The organism is Paenibacillus sp. DMB20, from assembly GCF_000987955.1.
Taxonomy (GTDB): domain Bacteria; phylum Bacillota; class Bacilli; order Paenibacillales; family Paenibacillaceae; genus Paenibacillus_AQ.
In genome coordinates, this window is the sequence record NZ_LAZU01000053.1 from 301,735 (window position 1) to 314,535 (window position 12,801).

Annotated in this window: 31 protein-coding genes; 28 read left to right on the forward strand and 3 right to left on the reverse strand. The window is 43.2% G+C overall.

All coding sequences use genetic code 11. From position 1 onward, the window contains the following. Positions 1–310 precede the first annotated feature (310 nt). Complete coding sequence (locus XI25_RS29395) at positions 311–601, reverse strand: hypothetical protein (protein WP_046681360.1); 291 nt, start codon at positions 599–601, stop codon at positions 311–313. Between the two features lie 177 nt (positions 602–778). On the opposite strand from XI25_RS29395, the gene XI25_RS29400 reads away from it, so the two are divergent. Further along, on the forward strand, positions 779–1,114 hold the full coding sequence (locus tag XI25_RS29400) for a LytTR family transcriptional regulator DNA-binding domain-containing protein (RefSeq protein WP_046681361.1): 336 nt from the start codon (positions 779–781) through the stop codon (positions 1,112–1,114). 170 nt (positions 1,115–1,284) lie between these two features. On the opposite strand, the gene XI25_RS29405 is transcribed toward XI25_RS29400, so the two are convergent. After that, complete coding sequence (locus XI25_RS29405) at positions 1,285–1,500, reverse strand: helix-turn-helix transcriptional regulator (protein WP_046681362.1); 216 nt, start codon at positions 1,498–1,500, stop codon at positions 1,285–1,287. Between the two features lie 198 nt (positions 1,501–1,698). Further along, positions 1,699–2,070: a helix-turn-helix domain-containing protein gene (locus XI25_RS32635; protein WP_046681363.1), complete on the reverse strand. Its 372-nt coding sequence runs from the start codon at positions 2,068–2,070 to the stop codon at positions 1,699–1,701. Between the two features lie 139 nt (positions 2,071–2,209). On the opposite strand from XI25_RS32635, the gene XI25_RS29415 reads away from it, so the two are divergent. The 27 genes from XI25_RS29415 (at position 2,210) to XI25_RS29530 (ending at position 12,686) form a co-directional block, all read left to right on the forward strand. Continuing rightward, positions 2,210–3,172, forward strand: a complete 963-nt coding sequence (locus XI25_RS29415) for an ORF6N domain-containing protein (RefSeq protein WP_052759797.1) — start codon at positions 2,210–2,212, stop codon at positions 3,170–3,172. Next, a complete protein-coding gene (locus XI25_RS29420; protein WP_046681364.1) occupies positions 3,173–3,385 on the forward strand; it encodes a hypothetical protein in 213 nt (70 codons plus the stop codon). An 8-nt stretch (positions 3,386–3,393) separates the two neighbouring features. Further along, entirely contained in the window at positions 3,394–3,657 is a 264-nt protein-coding gene (locus XI25_RS29425; RefSeq protein ID WP_046681365.1) for a hypothetical protein, read from the forward strand. 53 nt (positions 3,658–3,710) lie between these two features. Continuing rightward, a complete protein-coding gene (locus XI25_RS33560; RefSeq protein ID WP_160308967.1) occupies positions 3,711–3,860 on the forward strand; it encodes a hypothetical protein in 150 nt (49 codons plus the stop codon). A gap of 200 nt (positions 3,861–4,060) precedes the next feature. After that, positions 4,061–4,294, forward strand: a complete 234-nt coding sequence (locus XI25_RS29430) for a hypothetical protein (RefSeq protein ID WP_046681366.1) — start codon at positions 4,061–4,063, stop codon at positions 4,292–4,294. Positions 4,295–4,378: 84 nt separating this feature from the next. Then, positions 4,379–4,588: a hypothetical protein gene (locus tag XI25_RS29435; protein WP_046681367.1), complete on the forward strand. Its 210-nt coding sequence runs from the start codon at positions 4,379–4,381 to the stop codon at positions 4,586–4,588. Beyond that, positions 4,585–4,806 carry a hypothetical protein gene (locus XI25_RS29440; protein WP_046681368.1) on the forward strand — a complete coding sequence of 74 codons (222 nt, stop codon included), beginning with the start codon at positions 4,585–4,587 and terminating at the stop codon, positions 4,804–4,806. Before XI25_RS29435 ends, XI25_RS29440 begins: the two co-directional genes overlap by 4 nt. Next, positions 4,799–5,401 (forward strand): ERF family protein, encoded by a 603-nt coding sequence (locus XI25_RS31705; protein ID WP_052759798.1) that lies wholly within the window; start codon positions 4,799–4,801, stop codon positions 5,399–5,401. The genes XI25_RS29440 and XI25_RS31705 overlap by 8 nt, the downstream gene beginning before the upstream one ends. A gap of 1 nt (position 5,402) precedes the next feature. Then, positions 5,403–5,816, forward strand: coding sequence for a single-stranded DNA-binding protein (ssb, locus tag XI25_RS29450; protein ID WP_046681369.1), 414 nt, complete (start codon positions 5,403–5,405; stop codon positions 5,814–5,816). A gap of 248 nt (positions 5,817–6,064) precedes the next feature. Beyond that, a complete protein-coding gene (locus XI25_RS35585) occupies positions 6,065–6,448 on the forward strand; it encodes a hypothetical protein (RefSeq protein ID WP_235440496.1) in 384 nt (127 codons plus the stop codon). Between the two features lie 29 nt (positions 6,449–6,477). Beyond that, a complete protein-coding gene (locus XI25_RS29460) occupies positions 6,478–6,750 on the forward strand; it encodes a hypothetical protein (RefSeq protein ID WP_046681371.1) in 273 nt (90 codons plus the stop codon). A 21-nt stretch (positions 6,751–6,771) separates the two neighbouring features. Then, the gene (locus XI25_RS33860) at positions 6,772–6,948 is read left to right on the forward strand and encodes a hypothetical protein (protein ID WP_200901497.1); all 177 of its coding nucleotides are present in this window, start codon (positions 6,772–6,774) and stop codon (positions 6,946–6,948) included. A gap of 2 nt (positions 6,949–6,950) precedes the next feature. Next, the gene (locus tag XI25_RS33565) at positions 6,951–7,118 is read left to right on the forward strand and encodes a hypothetical protein (RefSeq protein WP_160308968.1); all 168 of its coding nucleotides are present in this window, start codon (positions 6,951–6,953) and stop codon (positions 7,116–7,118) included. Positions 7,119–7,194: 76 nt separating this feature from the next. Beyond that, positions 7,195–7,386, forward strand: coding sequence for a hypothetical protein (locus tag XI25_RS29465; protein ID WP_046681372.1), 192 nt, complete (start codon positions 7,195–7,197; stop codon positions 7,384–7,386). A 57-nt stretch (positions 7,387–7,443) separates the two neighbouring features. Continuing rightward, positions 7,444–7,719 (forward strand): hypothetical protein, encoded by a 276-nt coding sequence (locus tag XI25_RS29470; RefSeq protein ID WP_046681373.1) that lies wholly within the window; start codon positions 7,444–7,446, stop codon positions 7,717–7,719. 22 nt (positions 7,720–7,741) lie between these two features. After that, positions 7,742–7,951 carry a hypothetical protein gene (locus XI25_RS29475; RefSeq protein WP_046681374.1) on the forward strand — a complete coding sequence of 70 codons (210 nt, stop codon included), beginning with the start codon at positions 7,742–7,744 and terminating at the stop codon, positions 7,949–7,951. Then, on the forward strand, positions 7,948–8,178 hold the full coding sequence (locus XI25_RS29480) for a hypothetical protein (protein ID WP_046681375.1): 231 nt from the start codon (positions 7,948–7,950) through the stop codon (positions 8,176–8,178). The genes XI25_RS29475 and XI25_RS29480 overlap by 4 nt, the downstream gene beginning before the upstream one ends. A 22-nt stretch (positions 8,179–8,200) precedes the next feature. After that, entirely contained in the window at positions 8,201–8,398 is a 198-nt protein-coding gene (locus XI25_RS29485; protein WP_046681376.1) for a hypothetical protein, read from the forward strand. A 6-nt stretch (positions 8,399–8,404) separates the two neighbouring features. Further along, positions 8,405–8,641 carry a hypothetical protein gene (locus tag XI25_RS29490; protein WP_046681377.1) on the forward strand — a complete coding sequence of 79 codons (237 nt, stop codon included), beginning with the start codon at positions 8,405–8,407 and terminating at the stop codon, positions 8,639–8,641. An 89-nt stretch (positions 8,642–8,730) separates the two neighbouring features. Beyond that, positions 8,731–9,054, forward strand: a complete 324-nt coding sequence (locus XI25_RS29495; RefSeq protein WP_046681378.1) for a hypothetical protein — start codon at positions 8,731–8,733, stop codon at positions 9,052–9,054. Positions 9,055–9,564: 510 nt separating this feature from the next. After that, positions 9,565–9,867 carry a hypothetical protein gene (locus XI25_RS29500; protein ID WP_046681379.1) on the forward strand — a complete coding sequence of 101 codons (303 nt, stop codon included), beginning with the start codon at positions 9,565–9,567 and terminating at the stop codon, positions 9,865–9,867. A 166-nt stretch (positions 9,868–10,033) separates the two neighbouring features. After that, the gene (locus tag XI25_RS29505) at positions 10,034–10,399 is read left to right on the forward strand and encodes a hypothetical protein (RefSeq protein WP_046681380.1); all 366 of its coding nucleotides are present in this window, start codon (positions 10,034–10,036) and stop codon (positions 10,397–10,399) included. Then, a complete protein-coding gene (locus tag XI25_RS29510) occupies positions 10,396–10,779 on the forward strand; it encodes a hypothetical protein (protein WP_046681381.1) in 384 nt (127 codons plus the stop codon). The genes XI25_RS29505 and XI25_RS29510 overlap by 4 nt, the downstream gene beginning before the upstream one ends. Next, positions 10,776–11,144 (forward strand): BC1872 family protein, encoded by a 369-nt coding sequence (locus XI25_RS29515; protein ID WP_046681382.1) that lies wholly within the window; start codon positions 10,776–10,778, stop codon positions 11,142–11,144. Before XI25_RS29510 ends, XI25_RS29515 begins: the two co-directional genes overlap by 4 nt. Further along, positions 11,141–11,404, forward strand: coding sequence for a hypothetical protein (locus XI25_RS29520; protein ID WP_046681383.1), 264 nt, complete (start codon positions 11,141–11,143; stop codon positions 11,402–11,404). Before XI25_RS29515 ends, XI25_RS29520 begins: the two co-directional genes overlap by 4 nt. Before the next feature lie 132 nt (positions 11,405–11,536). Further along, a complete protein-coding gene (locus tag XI25_RS29525; protein WP_046681384.1) occupies positions 11,537–11,719 on the forward strand; it encodes a hypothetical protein in 183 nt (60 codons plus the stop codon). Positions 11,720–11,723: 4 nt separating this feature from the next. Then, positions 11,724–12,686, forward strand: a complete 963-nt coding sequence (locus XI25_RS29530) for a DnaD domain protein (RefSeq protein ID WP_046681385.1) — start codon at positions 11,724–11,726, stop codon at positions 12,684–12,686. Positions 12,687–12,801: the final 115 nt, after the last annotated feature.

A 12,801-nucleotide genomic window follows, 5' to 3' on the forward strand; every position in this document is an offset into this window, starting at 1 on the left:
TCCCTCCAGAGGGGAGGTGAGTCCATATGAACTTCTCTTTTTCCGATGTGATCATTTTCGCAGGGTTTGTTATTGCGTTATTGACATACATCGATACAAAGAAGAAGTGACCCACTAGGTTCGCGCCAGTGCGGGTCACTTCTTCACCGTAATTCAACTTACTTGGAGGGGGACCCACTCAAGCTGTTGTACTGAGGACGGTTGGCCGACCGTCCTTATTTATATTCTTATCTTATCATACCCGTTTTTAGTCCTCAAGAATTAGATCACACTATAAAAGATGACTGTATGGACCATACAATCAAGCATTTTATTCAACACCCCGTAGATGAGCAGACAATTTTATTAATCCGCCACACACAGCAGCGAAAATCCAAAAACCGACAACGTCAATAATAAACCACTTATATCCAGGAAATTGAAAACCACTCCATATCATCTCCATCCATCCAGGAGGATCATACAATTTTCTACCCCATCCATCATAAAAACCGTCATCGCCGACGCTCATAATGAAATAACCTTTAAAAACATAATAAATAAAACCGACGATACTAATTAATGCAATACCTAGGATTATGTAACCCCACAACTTTTTCACGCTTTCACCTTGTTTAACTCCCCATCGGATGGGGTATTTGCTTTATACAAACAGTCAAGCACATTATATCCTATTTCCCGTGATTTCCATATATTATTCAATGAATATATATGTAGAATGATGTATCATTTTATCGCTTATTCACTACTTGATAATAGGAGACATCATGAAGACATCATGAAAATACTAACAGTAAAGATGTTTGGCAGAACTGATGATTTATCTGATTTTGTGGAAATTAAATTATCTGACATTAAATACATCGATCTCTGGAGCCCCACTGAACACTCTTCAAAAGTTCCGGCCTACCATACCTCTAATGGGTCTTACCTCGCATTAAGCACTATCAAAGACATATCCCAAGCATACGCAAAATACGGCTTCGAGTCGTTTGATAAATCAACGGTAATAAATAAGAAAAAGATAAAAAGCCTGATCCCGATTAACAACGGAACCAAGGTTGTATTTACTGATGACACCTATGTTAACGTCAGGAAAAAGTTTTTTCGATGAAAGTCAATACCCCTTAAACCCCATTATACGAATATTATTTTCATATATTCGACAACATACGACAATATGTATTTGGTATATTTAACTAAAGACCAACAATGGCGAAGATGGTTGTAGCTCAGTACGTATATATCAGTACTTATCCCTAGAGTAGAGTGAAACCTACTCTGCTATCGCCATTCCATTACGAAAAGATCATCGATCTTGCAGTTCAGGTAATAAGCAATGAGTGCAGCTTTTTTGATCGTGATATTAGCATGCCGTAAATTGATAATATCCGATATGGTTTGTTTGCTCATTCCTGTCATATCTGCAAGCCATTGTTGGTTCTTACCGATTCTTTTAAGGTGATCTGGAATGCGACAGCGAACGGGATAAAATTCCATCCTCGCTGCCACCTTATTATTTTTTTAACCGAAAACAGAACATGTGTTCCTATTTGACGATTTGTGGTATGATTTACACACAATAAAAAACGGCTGCAATAAACGTAAAAGGGGTTGTGCAGATGGATGAGCGGTTGTTAATGTCAGCAAAAATCATAATTGTTAAAAAAAACCTATGTGTGCATGAAAAAGAACTTATTATCCGTTTTTCTGAGCTGATTTCTTCATCTTTGCAAGATTATGAATCAAATCACGAACTGCTGCTTCGACAACCGGATCGTCTCGGAGGCTGACCTTATATTCTGCCTCCGCCTCTTTAATCACATCTAAAATAACATCTTCAGGGAGCGAATATTCGCTCTCTTTTTCATTTCTACCATTTAGTTGGTCGATGGATACTTCATAAAGGTCAGCTAATTTTTGTAGCATATCTAAGTCTGGTTCTCTTATTCCGTACTCCCAGTTGGCATATGTGCTGCTTCTTTTGAGGCCAAGTTTTTTGGCAACAAGCACTTGAGACCATCCTCTTTTTTCTCTTTCTTCCTTTAGGCGATCCCCTAATACAGACATGTTTACACCTCCTAACACTGTAGTTTAACACTCTTACACACAAAAAATAATTTTTTACACGATAAGTGTTGACTTACACGCTATGTGTATGTATTATAGAGACATGAGTTACACGAAATGAGTAAAAGGTGGTGATTGAATGAGACTTAAGCTTAGGCAACTACGACTAGATAAAGGTGTTAGTCATGCATATCTTGCTGAAAAGCTTGGTTATAAAACGCCTAGTGGGTACAGCAACATAGAGTATGGAATTAACGGCCTAAGGTTTGAACAAGCGTTGATACTGGCGAATGAGTTTGGTGTTGATGTTTCCGAGTTGGAAGAAAAAAATTTTGAACAAAAACTACACGAAATGTGTAATAAAAAAAACTGCCTAAAGGAGCGAATGAAAATGAAACAATTGAAAGTTATTGAGAAGAACAATCAGCGTGTTTTAACCAGCGCCCAGCTTGCTGAATTTTTTGGGACAGACTCCAAAACAATTAGTTACAACTTTAATTACAACCGAGAAAGATTCCAAGAAGGAAAACACTTCTTCGTCTTAACGGGAGAGGCGCGTAAAGAGTTTTTATTTAACTATCGTGAAATTCACGACAGTTCAAAACACGCTAAATCGATTTACCTTTGGACAGAAAAAGGCGCATTCATGTTGGCTAAGTCACTTAATACTGATAAAGCTTGGGACGCTTATAGCGCGCTGGTGGATGACTACTTCAATAAAGTAGAGCGGCTGCAAAGTATGAATGTTCCTACGGAAGTTCCGACAACGATCGAAGGAATTCTCGAATTAGCAGTACTTAATATGAAAGACCTTAGAACGGAGCTAAATGCCGTAAAGCAAGAAAACCATCAATTAAGGCTAGTTGTTGACAACGAGATCTGGTTGACAGACCACCAAAAGGCCTCGATTCAGGAAGCGGTAAATAAACGCGTTGGAAAACTCAAATCAAAAGGTTACGATGCGCACTTCCAAGGTATTTATCGAGCGTTGAAGGATCATTTTTCCGTCCCTAATTATTCCAAAATTAAGCGCATCGATTTTGAAAGGGCACTCGAAATCATCGCAGGTTGGTTTCCTAAAAAGAAAGACGAGGCGATTTGAATGTTCTATCTAAAAACTGAAATCGACGGAGAAATGTACAAAGTCGAAATCTACGATGATGAAATCTTTACAACATGCTTACTATGCGGAAACGAAATTCAGGTCGATGCCCATACAATCATTGATGTTCTGAGGAACGGCGGTGATTTTGCATCAACCGCAATCAGTTGTGGCTGTAATCCAGAAAAACCTAAACTAATTCGCATCAAATAGGAGGACGCATGAAATTCCAAAATTACCACGATGATGTGATCGAAACCATGATGTCCCAACTTATAGACGCTTTGAGATCAGGACAAGTCTTAAATGATTCAGAATCAACGGAAGCCTTTCAACTTGCTACAGAGCTTTATGAACGAAAATACCGCAAATGTTTAAAATGCATGGATGAAATGCTCATTGAGTATAGAAACCTTGCTGACTCATATAAGGAATTACAAGAACGATACTTAGAGCTTTCCAAGCGAAAAAAACACAAAATCTAGTTACTTACTCATGAGTATTGTACTACAAATTGAACATCAGGAGGTATGACAAGATGAACGCACCATCTAATCCCGGTTTATCCCAAAAAGCATGGAAGAACATGCATCGTCTGATTGTTGAACTGAATGAAAAATACAAAGTCGAAATCGCAAGCAATCGTCAAGAGAAAGGGGCTGTACAAAATGGCAAAAAATCCGCGTGAGATCGAAAACCCTATCATAACCCCAGTATTCACCTTTAGACCAAAGCACCCAGCACCAACATACGCACGCTGCGGCTGCGGCAAGCCGGCGCTGTACGAAGTGTACGAGCATCACGAACCACACTGCCGGAGTTGCATGCTTGATGCGGTAGATTGCAGCACTTTCGTGCAGGTTCGGCGGCTTGAAGGAGGTTATGACGATGCAAGCTGAATTGACGGAATACTACGTAGTCACCCAGTGCGGTCGGACCTTCGGATGGTCTGATACCGACTTTGACAGCCTGATCCGGTCACTACATTTTTCCGGGTACACCCCGGTATACATCAAGCCCATGAGCGAATACGAAGCCGAAGTCATGGCCCGGGAAGAGCAAGAACGCCTAATGGACGAGTTCCGCCGACAATTTGACGAGGACGTGAGAAAGAGCGCATGAGGGAAACCAAGTGGTTTAAAACCGTGGATGACATCATTGAGTACTACAGAGGGGGTTGTTACGAAAAAAAGGAGGACAAGCATAATGTTTCTGACCAATCGGAGGGTGTATCTGGAGCTTGCAAAGATCGCCAAGGAGCGCGGCACACTGACAAGCACGTTGTTGAGAGTGTACAAGCGAAACATGGTGAGGGCATATAGACGAGAAAAGGCCGCCGAAGCCACGGCAGCCAAATCGAGCCAATATCAATATAACTACAGCTATTATAACACAAATTCGAGGTGGGTGGCATGACAATTAAATATCGATACGTTCCACGTCATAAGGATAAATCCCACTATCTTGATATGCATGCTCAACCTGTGATGGATATATCCAAAGCAATCAGCTTTAAAAGCGCGGATGATGACTTTGCTATTTGGCTGCTGGGAAGGTACGGTCCGAAGCCGCCAACGAATTACGAGCCGGTATTGATGAAGATCATTTATGAGGAGGTTCAGAAGCATGAGTGAAGAGAAAAAACCTAACCTTTATCAAAAAATAAGCGCTGTCATGAAGGACGTGGAATACCTCTCAAAAGATGATGCCATTGAGTTTAAATCCACAAAATATAAGGCTATTTCGGAGGAAAAAGTTACATCGACCGTTCGGGCAAGCATGATCAAACATGGATTAGTCATACTTCCAATCGAACAGGAGCATAAACGCATTGATTCGCTCACCACAGTTGATGTGAAGTACAAGATCATTGATATTGACACTGGTGATTTTGAAATACTCGCAAGTTCTGGTACTGGCGCAGATACCCAGGATAAAGGCGTAGGAAAGGCCATGACATACAGTTACAAATATTTACTGCTTCGGTCCTTTGCGATTCCTACAGGTGAGGATCCGGACAAGGTTAGTAGTGCCGAATTGGACGAGAACCATCGCAAGGAAGAAGAAAAGATTTTGAAACAAATGTCTCAAAAATGGAAAATACTCGCTGGATCAGATGAAGGCTTTGAAAAATGGGTTGAAGAAATGCGTTCCAAGGGCGCCAAAACCCAGCAAATGCATGAAGTATTAGCAAGAAAATTACTTGATAAGAACAAGGAGAGTGCATGACATGTTAAACCGAGTTATCCTGATTGGTCGCCTTACCCGAGATCCTGAACTTAAATACACGCCAAGTGGAGTGGCAATTACTAATTTCACGTTAGCCGTAGATAGACCCTACACCAATGATCGCGGCGATCGTGAAGCCGACTTTATCCCAGTTATTGTATGGAGACAACTAGCTGAAATTTGTGCGGAGTACCTTAAAAAGGGCAGATTGACAGCGGTTGAGGGCCGCATCCAAGTCCGTAACTATGAGAACGCCGAAGGCAAGCGTGTATATGTAACCGAGGTTATCGCAGACAATGTGCGGTTCCTGGAGAGCAACCGGCAGGAGAGCGGCCAAAGTGAGGGCCGCAACCGTGATCCATTCAGTGATGACGGAAAACCGATTGATATTAATGATGACGACCTTCCATTTTAAGAGGTGATCCCATGGCACTCCCAAGAAAGAAACCCAAGAAACCCATAGCCCCATGGCGGCAGAATATCCTTGATCATCACCACAGCCGCCCCTCCCGGTCGGATCGAAACGAGTTTCCTCAAAAAGTGGTCCGGGAGTTGATAGAAGAAGCGAAGGGACTATGTCAGTGCGGCTGCGGCAGACCAGACACTGAGACACACCATGTCATGCCCCGGGCCCGAGATGGCCGTGGTGTTAAAACTAACGGCATGCGAGTAAACGGCGTCTGCAATCAGCGGTTTCACGCGAATGAGGACGAGTTACAAAAATGGATCAAAGTCTACACCGAACGATACGGACCTTACTTTTGGTACGACGAACAAGATTGGGAAGAACACCGCAGGAAAGAGGCGGCAGAAACACAGGCAGCCGAAGCCAAACGCCTACAGGAGGAACGATTGGACCCGGTGGTAACTTTACTTGCTACCGCAGCCGGTAGGCCACTGAGGGCCAAAGAAAAGCGCCTTATAGAGTCCCTACCGGACAAGCAAATGAACGTGTTTGCGGATCTGATGGCGGATGTCGTAAACGGCCTGAACAAAGCGGCCAGCTTCTATCCTACCCATGGATACGGACATTATTTCGAGGATTAACCCATTAACCCCCAAAGGAGCGATAAACGATGCAAACAGTAAAAGTTAAGTTGATGATCACAGAAACACTGAAATATGACCGTGAGGTTATCGTAGAGGTTCCAGCACATATGACAGAAAGAGATATTGAGGAGGCTTTAAATAAGGCAGAAAGAAATTATGGTTTCGATGGGGTTGACGGTATCGTTCATGCCCTAAAAAGACAAGGAATTACATGTCCAGACGGGTTTGATCAGGACTTATCTTCTCCAAATTCAGTTGAAGCAGAGTGCTATGACTATGAGGTTTACGACGAAATCTAACTACTATAGGAGAGATAAAGGATGAAACCCAACAAGATGCAAGACCCTAAAGTAAAGGCGGCAATTCGTTTGCTACAAGCAAAAGGAATCACCATCGAAGAAATTGAGGAAGCATATCGATACTATGATCGGATTAAGCGAAGTCAGGATCATCTACTAGCAGGCTTAACCTCCCATACCAATTCAAAGGAGCGATAAAGGTGAAGGTTAAAGAACTGATTGAACTATTGAGCAAACATGATTCTGAAAGCGAGGTTCAATTTGGAATATGGGACCCAGAAACAAGCGAAGCAAAAGAAACATTCACGATTATAGATGTCAGCCGCTATGACCCCTTTGATCCTGTTTTGTATATCTGGGACAAATAGTCTACCCCCATACCCCATATAACGATGTACGGCGATTAGCAGGCACACTACGAGTGACATAAAGGCGGTGATTGGCGTGAAATTAGTGAAGTTGAAAGAGGTAGTCAAGGACTTGGAAAAGCTAAAAGACAGCTATGATGATTTACGCTTATTAATCACGGATCAAGTTAGAGATAATCAAATCGCAGAAGCGAGAAGCAACTTTGAAAAGCTTGAAAGCTTGGGAGCAGCCATTGAACATATGGAAAACTTGAATGTTCAAATATAGGCAAGGCTTCACGGTTCGAGCAGTTATAAATCATACCCCATATAAGGAGAGATAACAATGAGCAAAACAATAGTTTTTGACCCTCCGAAAGAATTCATCGACAAAACGGTAAAAGGAATTGCAGATAAACATCCCGACAGCATGATTGTTCTAGCTCCATTCGCCGGTAACATATCCACACACGCGCCAACCAAGACAGGTAAATACAAAGGCTATCATCGGATGAAACTTGAAATCTTGATACCGGAAGAGGCGATCAAGGGTGAAGACGCTCTTAATGATTTCGGAGCATTTGCGGTTCTGAGACTGCCAATCGGGTACAGGATCACTTGATTAAGAGCGAGGAGAGATAACAATGAAAGCCAAAATCACAATAACCCTTGAGTGCGAATATGAAATTCGCTCCGAGTACTACAAAGGCATTACGGAAGTGCCTGACAATGATCAAGATCGATTGGAATACGACATATTGATGGCAAAAGAAGACCATTGGATGTTTTTAGAAAACGGGGACTGGAAACTGAAAGAGGTAACGGGCCAGTTGCTGGAGGATGATAACCAATGAGCGAACAGAACAAGATAGACGAGATAAAAGCCTATGTTGAACTTTGTGAAGAAGAAGGCTACAAATTTCAACATCTTGATAACCTCAAATACCTATTACAAGAGATCGAACGCAAGGATGAAGCGCTGAGGTTCTACGCGGACGAGGACAATTACTTTTATCCAGGAATGCGAGACAAAACAGACGTAGAAGTAGACTGCGGCCAACGCGCTAGGGAAGCCCTATAAACCCAAGGAGGGATAAGACGGAATGAAGGCGCACCGACAAATCAGAAGTAAACGAGTTAGTTCGGAAACGGGAGTGGCGGTTACGGTTGCTGAATCCTATGAACCAGGACGTTTTGAAAAATGCCTGATGGAAATGGAACGACTGCTTAAGCCGTTTGCTCCGGATGAACGGAAAAGTATTGTGGCTGCTTTAGCAAGAAATATGGTCAAGGAGGGATAAGGTGGAATGGATAGACTGGATGAATCGAGATTATCTGAGTTGTATGATGCAGCAGACAAAGCGCGTGGATTAGAAGCGCACTTAAGCAACGAGGTTTTTGATTTGATATCAGCTGTAGAAGGATCTTATTCCGAGGTAGATAGACTACGGAAGGCCATTGAAGAAGCCTTAGATCGTATATGCAACGTCCAACCTAATGCAGCAGGATTTATTCTTGCAGAAGCTTTAAAGGAAAAAGATTAAACCCTATACGGCTGCCGCTATCGCTGAGCATATTCGTTCGACTCGATGGCGGCTATGCCGCAAAACCAAAAGTGAAAGAAGGAAGACATATGGACAAGGAACCTTTTTCGTATAAATATACCCGACCATGCCTTGATTGGTTCGATTGGGTATCGGTAGAGATAAAACCGGACGATTACTGTTATTTTCGGATTGAGCGTCGATTTGGTCCTTCGTGGTGGTTGATTGGGATGAACCCGAAAAATGAACCAAAGTACCATTGGAAAGAGGAGCAAATTGGAGAAATAAGCGATTATGACCTACGGCGCTTTATACAGTGGGCTAAATCAGAAAGTGGGAGCAAGATTATCGAAGTGAAGGCCATTAGTGGATCGTTTGACATTATCGAAGAAATATTGAAGTTCTCAGCATGATTGCATCTCATAGGCCGAAGGCTCCGATTCGACCGAAATACCCAGTGAAACGGGGGCCGCATAAGGCCGTTATCCATCCCTTTAGAGAGGAAGAAGAGAATATATGGAAGGCTACATTAGCCGAGAATTTAGGATTTGGTGTGGCAAATGCATAGAGTCGAGTCAACATAGCTGCTCCAGAAAGGCATTAGCCGAGAAACACTTTAGGAAAAATGGATGGAGGAAAACGAAGAAACAAGGCTGGGTTTGTCCGGAATGCTATAAGAAGCGATACGAAGGGTGAGAAGATATGAAATCATGTCCTCATTGCGGTAATACCGAATCATATTACGTTAAGCAAAGAGTGAAGGGAAATATAAATTTTTATATTAACTATGACGGAACGGAAGCAGGTAACACGGAAATGTATGATTATTTGCAATACACAACCTTAAAATACGGATACTGTTCAGGATGTCATAAACGACTCTTTAAGGTAGACGAAAACATGCGTCCTTTGGAGGGGTAGATATGAATAACCAAAAAAAGCTAGAGCTGAAGCGTGAACAAGTAGCCGAATTTCTAAAGGCAGCCCGAGCGGATCTGACAGAAGATGATTGGAAAGATGCAGACTTAATCACCGTTCTTCAATGGGCCTTGCCGACTTATCAGAAATGGACCAATCACGGAACATGGAACGACACCCCACCAGTACCCACCACCTCCATTAAGCCGGGAGATACACGCCAGCTGCTTCATAACACGATTAAGGTGATGACAGATCAGCAGGTTCAGATGGTTGCGAAAAGCCTTGGTTTGGAGGTAGTGGAATGAAGATAAGAATCACCGGGAGTAGTCCGGTAGGGACTCAATACCCGATTTACCACTTAATAGGACAGGAATTCGAAGTGAAAGATTCCGATAAGGACGGGTACTATATCGGCTACGGAGAAACAGGACTCTATTTCATACATTCTTGTGAGTGTGAGGTGGTAGTGGAATGAGTAGAGACTGGCAAAAGGATATGGAACTGTGTAAGCAAACTGACGGCAACAGCCCTTGGTCGAGGGAGTTGTTAATGGCAGAACAGCCAGACATCACAATCTATTGGCTCCAACAATACACAGCAGAAAAAGAACGGGCAGATAAGGAATGCCACATAGCTAAAGAATGGATGGACGCATATTGGTCTTTACACGCTAAATACAAAGCCCTAGAAGCCCGTGAACAGAAGCTAAGGGAAGCAATAAAGTGGGTCAAACAAATGTTTGAAAGCGAATGGACGTATGAACTGGGAGTCGGTGAAGTGGTGGATGAGATCATATGCAGGTTCGAATCCCTTTATCCAAAGGAGGAAAAAATATGAGTAGCGCATGCGTATGCCATATAGAAGGTGAATGGTGTTTCTATTGTGAGATGTATGTACCTTTGGAAAAAGAGTTTAAGGCGGAGAAAGAAAGCAAAACACGTTGGAAGGTATCAGCTCAGAGCGAAAAGAAACTTGCCGAATATTGGGAAGCCCAATTCACAGCAGAGAAAGAACGTGCAGATAGGCTTGAAGAGTTTTGGAAAGATGTAGCTGCCGAACAAGCTCAATTATATTTAGATTCATCCGAACGGGAACAGAAGTTAAGGGAAGCACTGGAATACGAAATTGAGCTTCATGTTTTAAATGGTTCAGGAGGCAGGGAGAGAGAATTGCGTGAGTTGCTGGCATCCCTTTATCCAAAGGAGGAAACCCAATGAAACGGGAAGAGATATTGTCCTTGGAGCCGGGGAGAGAATTGGACGCGCTGGTAGAACAGCATGTATTCAAAAAACAAGTTGTATGGCTCCAAGACGAGTACACCGATCCTTTTCCTGTCGTGCCTGTTTCGAAGGATGAAATCGGTTATATCGTAGACTATTCTTCATCCGAAATATCTGCTGCATGGGACGTAGAAGAGCAAATAAAGACATTAAGGCTCCATGTCGAGTACATCCAAGCACTAAGGAAAGTTGTAATGAGTACGGGTGAATATGTTGGGTTGTTCGATTATATCCACGCAACTCCTGAACAACGTTGTAAGGCCGCATTACTGGCAGTATTAGAGGAGGGAGAAACAAAGTGATCATCGGTATAGATTTATCCAATAAACCAGATAGAACAACGATCCATACAAGAATCAATGACAAGAAAAGAATCTCTAGCTGCTTCAGAAAGTTCGCAAATGCTCATTTTGAAAAATGGGGATGGGAAACGTTCTTGTGGGACGGTGATCAGATAGCTGTGGAATACGCTGTATTGGACAGTGCGGATGAAGTAGTTAAATTGCACGCTAAGATACTGAACGCACACTCCATCAACCTTCCAGGGGAGGAAACAGAATGACCATAGTAGATTGGATGTTTGAACATCCTTGGATGACATTTTTTATATGCATAGCGTTCGCTGGAGCAATTGGGGATATCGGATCAAAAATAGGCAGAAAAAGAGACAAATAGAGGTCAAGGAGTGATAACAGTGACACCTGAGCAGCAGTTACGGCTATGGGAGGACGAATTGGCGCTCGCCACACAGGACCTATGGACGGCAGAACGCCTGGACGACCGCGGCGGCATAGCCTGGAACGAGGAACGGATCCGGTGGGCGAAGATACAGATTAACAACCTAACGGACCTGGATAAGCATAAGAAAGGGGCATAGGTACATGGCCAGAAAGGTTTACGTATCAAGCGACATGTCGGCAGACGAAACCTTAATCGACATCGCTGAAATCGATCCCGTGGCTAACCTGCTCTGGCCGTGGTTTATCACAGCCTTTGACGATTGGGGGCGGGCCCAAGCTGCACCAAAGCGGATCAAGAATACCATTTTTCCGGCAAACGATTTAGTAACCGTTGAAACTATTAATAATGCACTGTCTTTATATCACGACCATAAGCTTATCCAATTATATGCAGTAGATGGAAAAGAATACATGAGCATTAACCCGGAGAAATGGTTCAAGTGGCAGACACACATCCGGAAGGAAAAGCGTGAAACGGACGGTTCAAAGTGTCCTCCGCCCGCAGAAGACGACAACAGCGCGCAACCGCGCGCAAGTGCGCGAGATATCGCGGAGAGTAGCGAGAATGCAATCAACCGCGCGGCCCTTACAGCACAAGGCGCGCGCGATAGCGCGGGATTGCGCGCAAATCTCACAGATTGCATACCTTCACCTTCACTTTCACCTTCTCCTTCACCATCTATTAAAACATGTAGTAGTAGTAGTGGGGGCAATCCGTTCACGCTTTATGAATCTCACCAATTCGGAAAAATAGACGACCTAACAAAAGATTTCATATGCGAGACAATCGAGACATATACCGAACCATTTGTCATAAGGGCCATGAAGGAAGCAGTCATCCAGAACAAAATAGCGTGGAGCTATGTACAGAGCATCCTAAAGCGCTGGAAAGATACCGGACACCCTGAACCATGGACACTGGAGAAGCCACAGACACCGCAGAACACCGTGCCTTTTAACAAATATCGTAAATCGGACAAGCCGATCATTCCTGTGGCGCAAGAAGTAACCCAGGGGCAGGTCTATACAGACGAGGAATACGAAGAAGCGATGAGACTGGCAGCTGAATTAAAGGCAAGCAAAAAAAGGAGTGTGAACGAATGAGCAGACGCACCCGCAAAACGAAACGACCCGCTGAACAAAGAGGGCGTAAGACGGACGCAGATTGCTAAACAACTGGGCGTTCCTAAGATCCACGTTATCCAAGAACTAATACGAT

Excerpts from the sequence above, each read along its gene's own strand:
- XI25_RS29430 (WP_046681366.1), top strand. The coding sequence starts at position 4,061 with ATGCAAGCTGAATTGACGGAATACTACGTAGTCACCCAGTGCGGTCGG.
- XI25_RS29420 (WP_046681364.1), top strand. The coding sequence starts at position 3,173 with ATGTTCTATCTAAAAACTGAAATCGACGGAGAAATGTACAAAGTCGAA.
- XI25_RS29435 (WP_046681367.1), top strand. The coding sequence starts at position 4,379 with ATGTTTCTGACCAATCGGAGGGTGTATCTGGAGCTTGCAAAGATCGCC.
- XI25_RS29440 (WP_046681368.1), top strand. The coding sequence starts at position 4,585 with ATGACAATTAAATATCGATACGTTCCACGTCATAAGGATAAATCCCAC.
- XI25_RS29510 (WP_046681381.1), top strand. The coding sequence starts at position 10,396 with ATGAGTAGCGCATGCGTATGCCATATAGAAGGTGAATGGTGTTTCTAT.
- XI25_RS29460 (WP_046681371.1), top strand. The coding sequence starts at position 6,478 with ATGCAAACAGTAAAAGTTAAGTTGATGATCACAGAAACACTGAAATAT.
- XI25_RS29530 (WP_046681385.1), top strand. The coding sequence starts at position 11,724 with ATGGCCAGAAAGGTTTACGTATCAAGCGACATGTCGGCAGACGAAACC.
- XI25_RS29500 (WP_046681379.1), top strand. The coding sequence starts at position 9,565 with ATGAATAACCAAAAAAAGCTAGAGCTGAAGCGTGAACAAGTAGCCGAA.
- XI25_RS33860 (WP_200901497.1), top strand. The coding sequence starts at position 6,772 with ATGAAACCCAACAAGATGCAAGACCCTAAAGTAAAGGCGGCAATTCGT.
- XI25_RS29400 (WP_046681361.1), top strand. The coding sequence starts at position 779 with ATGAAAATACTAACAGTAAAGATGTTTGGCAGAACTGATGATTTATCT.
- XI25_RS29515 (WP_046681382.1), top strand. The coding sequence starts at position 10,776 with ATGAAACGGGAAGAGATATTGTCCTTGGAGCCGGGGAGAGAATTGGAC.
- XI25_RS29475 (WP_046681374.1), top strand. The coding sequence starts at position 7,742 with ATGAAAGCCAAAATCACAATAACCCTTGAGTGCGAATATGAAATTCGC.
- XI25_RS29495 (WP_046681378.1), top strand. The coding sequence starts at position 8,731 with ATGGACAAGGAACCTTTTTCGTATAAATATACCCGACCATGCCTTGAT.
- XI25_RS35585 (WP_235440496.1), top strand. The coding sequence starts at position 6,065 with ATGCGAGTAAACGGCGTCTGCAATCAGCGGTTTCACGCGAATGAGGAC.
- XI25_RS31705 (WP_052759798.1), top strand. The coding sequence starts at position 4,799 with ATGAGTGAAGAGAAAAAACCTAACCTTTATCAAAAAATAAGCGCTGTC.
- XI25_RS29425 (WP_046681365.1), top strand. The coding sequence starts at position 3,394 with ATGAAATTCCAAAATTACCACGATGATGTGATCGAAACCATGATGTCC.
- XI25_RS29485 (WP_046681376.1), top strand. The coding sequence starts at position 8,201 with ATGAAGGCGCACCGACAAATCAGAAGTAAACGAGTTAGTTCGGAAACG.
- XI25_RS29405 (WP_046681362.1), bottom strand. The coding sequence starts at position 1,500 with ATGGAATTTTATCCCGTTCGCTGTCGCATTCCAGATCACCTTAAAAGA.
- XI25_RS29470 (WP_046681373.1), top strand. The coding sequence starts at position 7,444 with ATGAGCAAAACAATAGTTTTTGACCCTCCGAAAGAATTCATCGACAAA.
- XI25_RS29505 (WP_046681380.1), top strand. The coding sequence starts at position 10,034 with ATGAGTAGAGACTGGCAAAAGGATATGGAACTGTGTAAGCAAACTGAC.
- XI25_RS29480 (WP_046681375.1), top strand. The coding sequence starts at position 7,948 with ATGAGCGAACAGAACAAGATAGACGAGATAAAAGCCTATGTTGAACTT.
- XI25_RS33560 (WP_160308967.1), top strand. The coding sequence starts at position 3,711 with ATGAACGCACCATCTAATCCCGGTTTATCCCAAAAAGCATGGAAGAAC.
- XI25_RS29415 (WP_052759797.1), top strand. The coding sequence starts at position 2,210 with ATGAGACTTAAGCTTAGGCAACTACGACTAGATAAAGGTGTTAGTCAT.
- ssb (WP_046681369.1), top strand. The coding sequence starts at position 5,403 with ATGTTAAACCGAGTTATCCTGATTGGTCGCCTTACCCGAGATCCTGAA.
- XI25_RS32635 (WP_046681363.1), bottom strand. The coding sequence starts at position 2,070 with ATGTCTGTATTAGGGGATCGCCTAAAGGAAGAAAGAGAAAAAAGAGGA.
- XI25_RS29490 (WP_046681377.1), top strand. The coding sequence starts at position 8,405 with ATGGATAGACTGGATGAATCGAGATTATCTGAGTTGTATGATGCAGCA.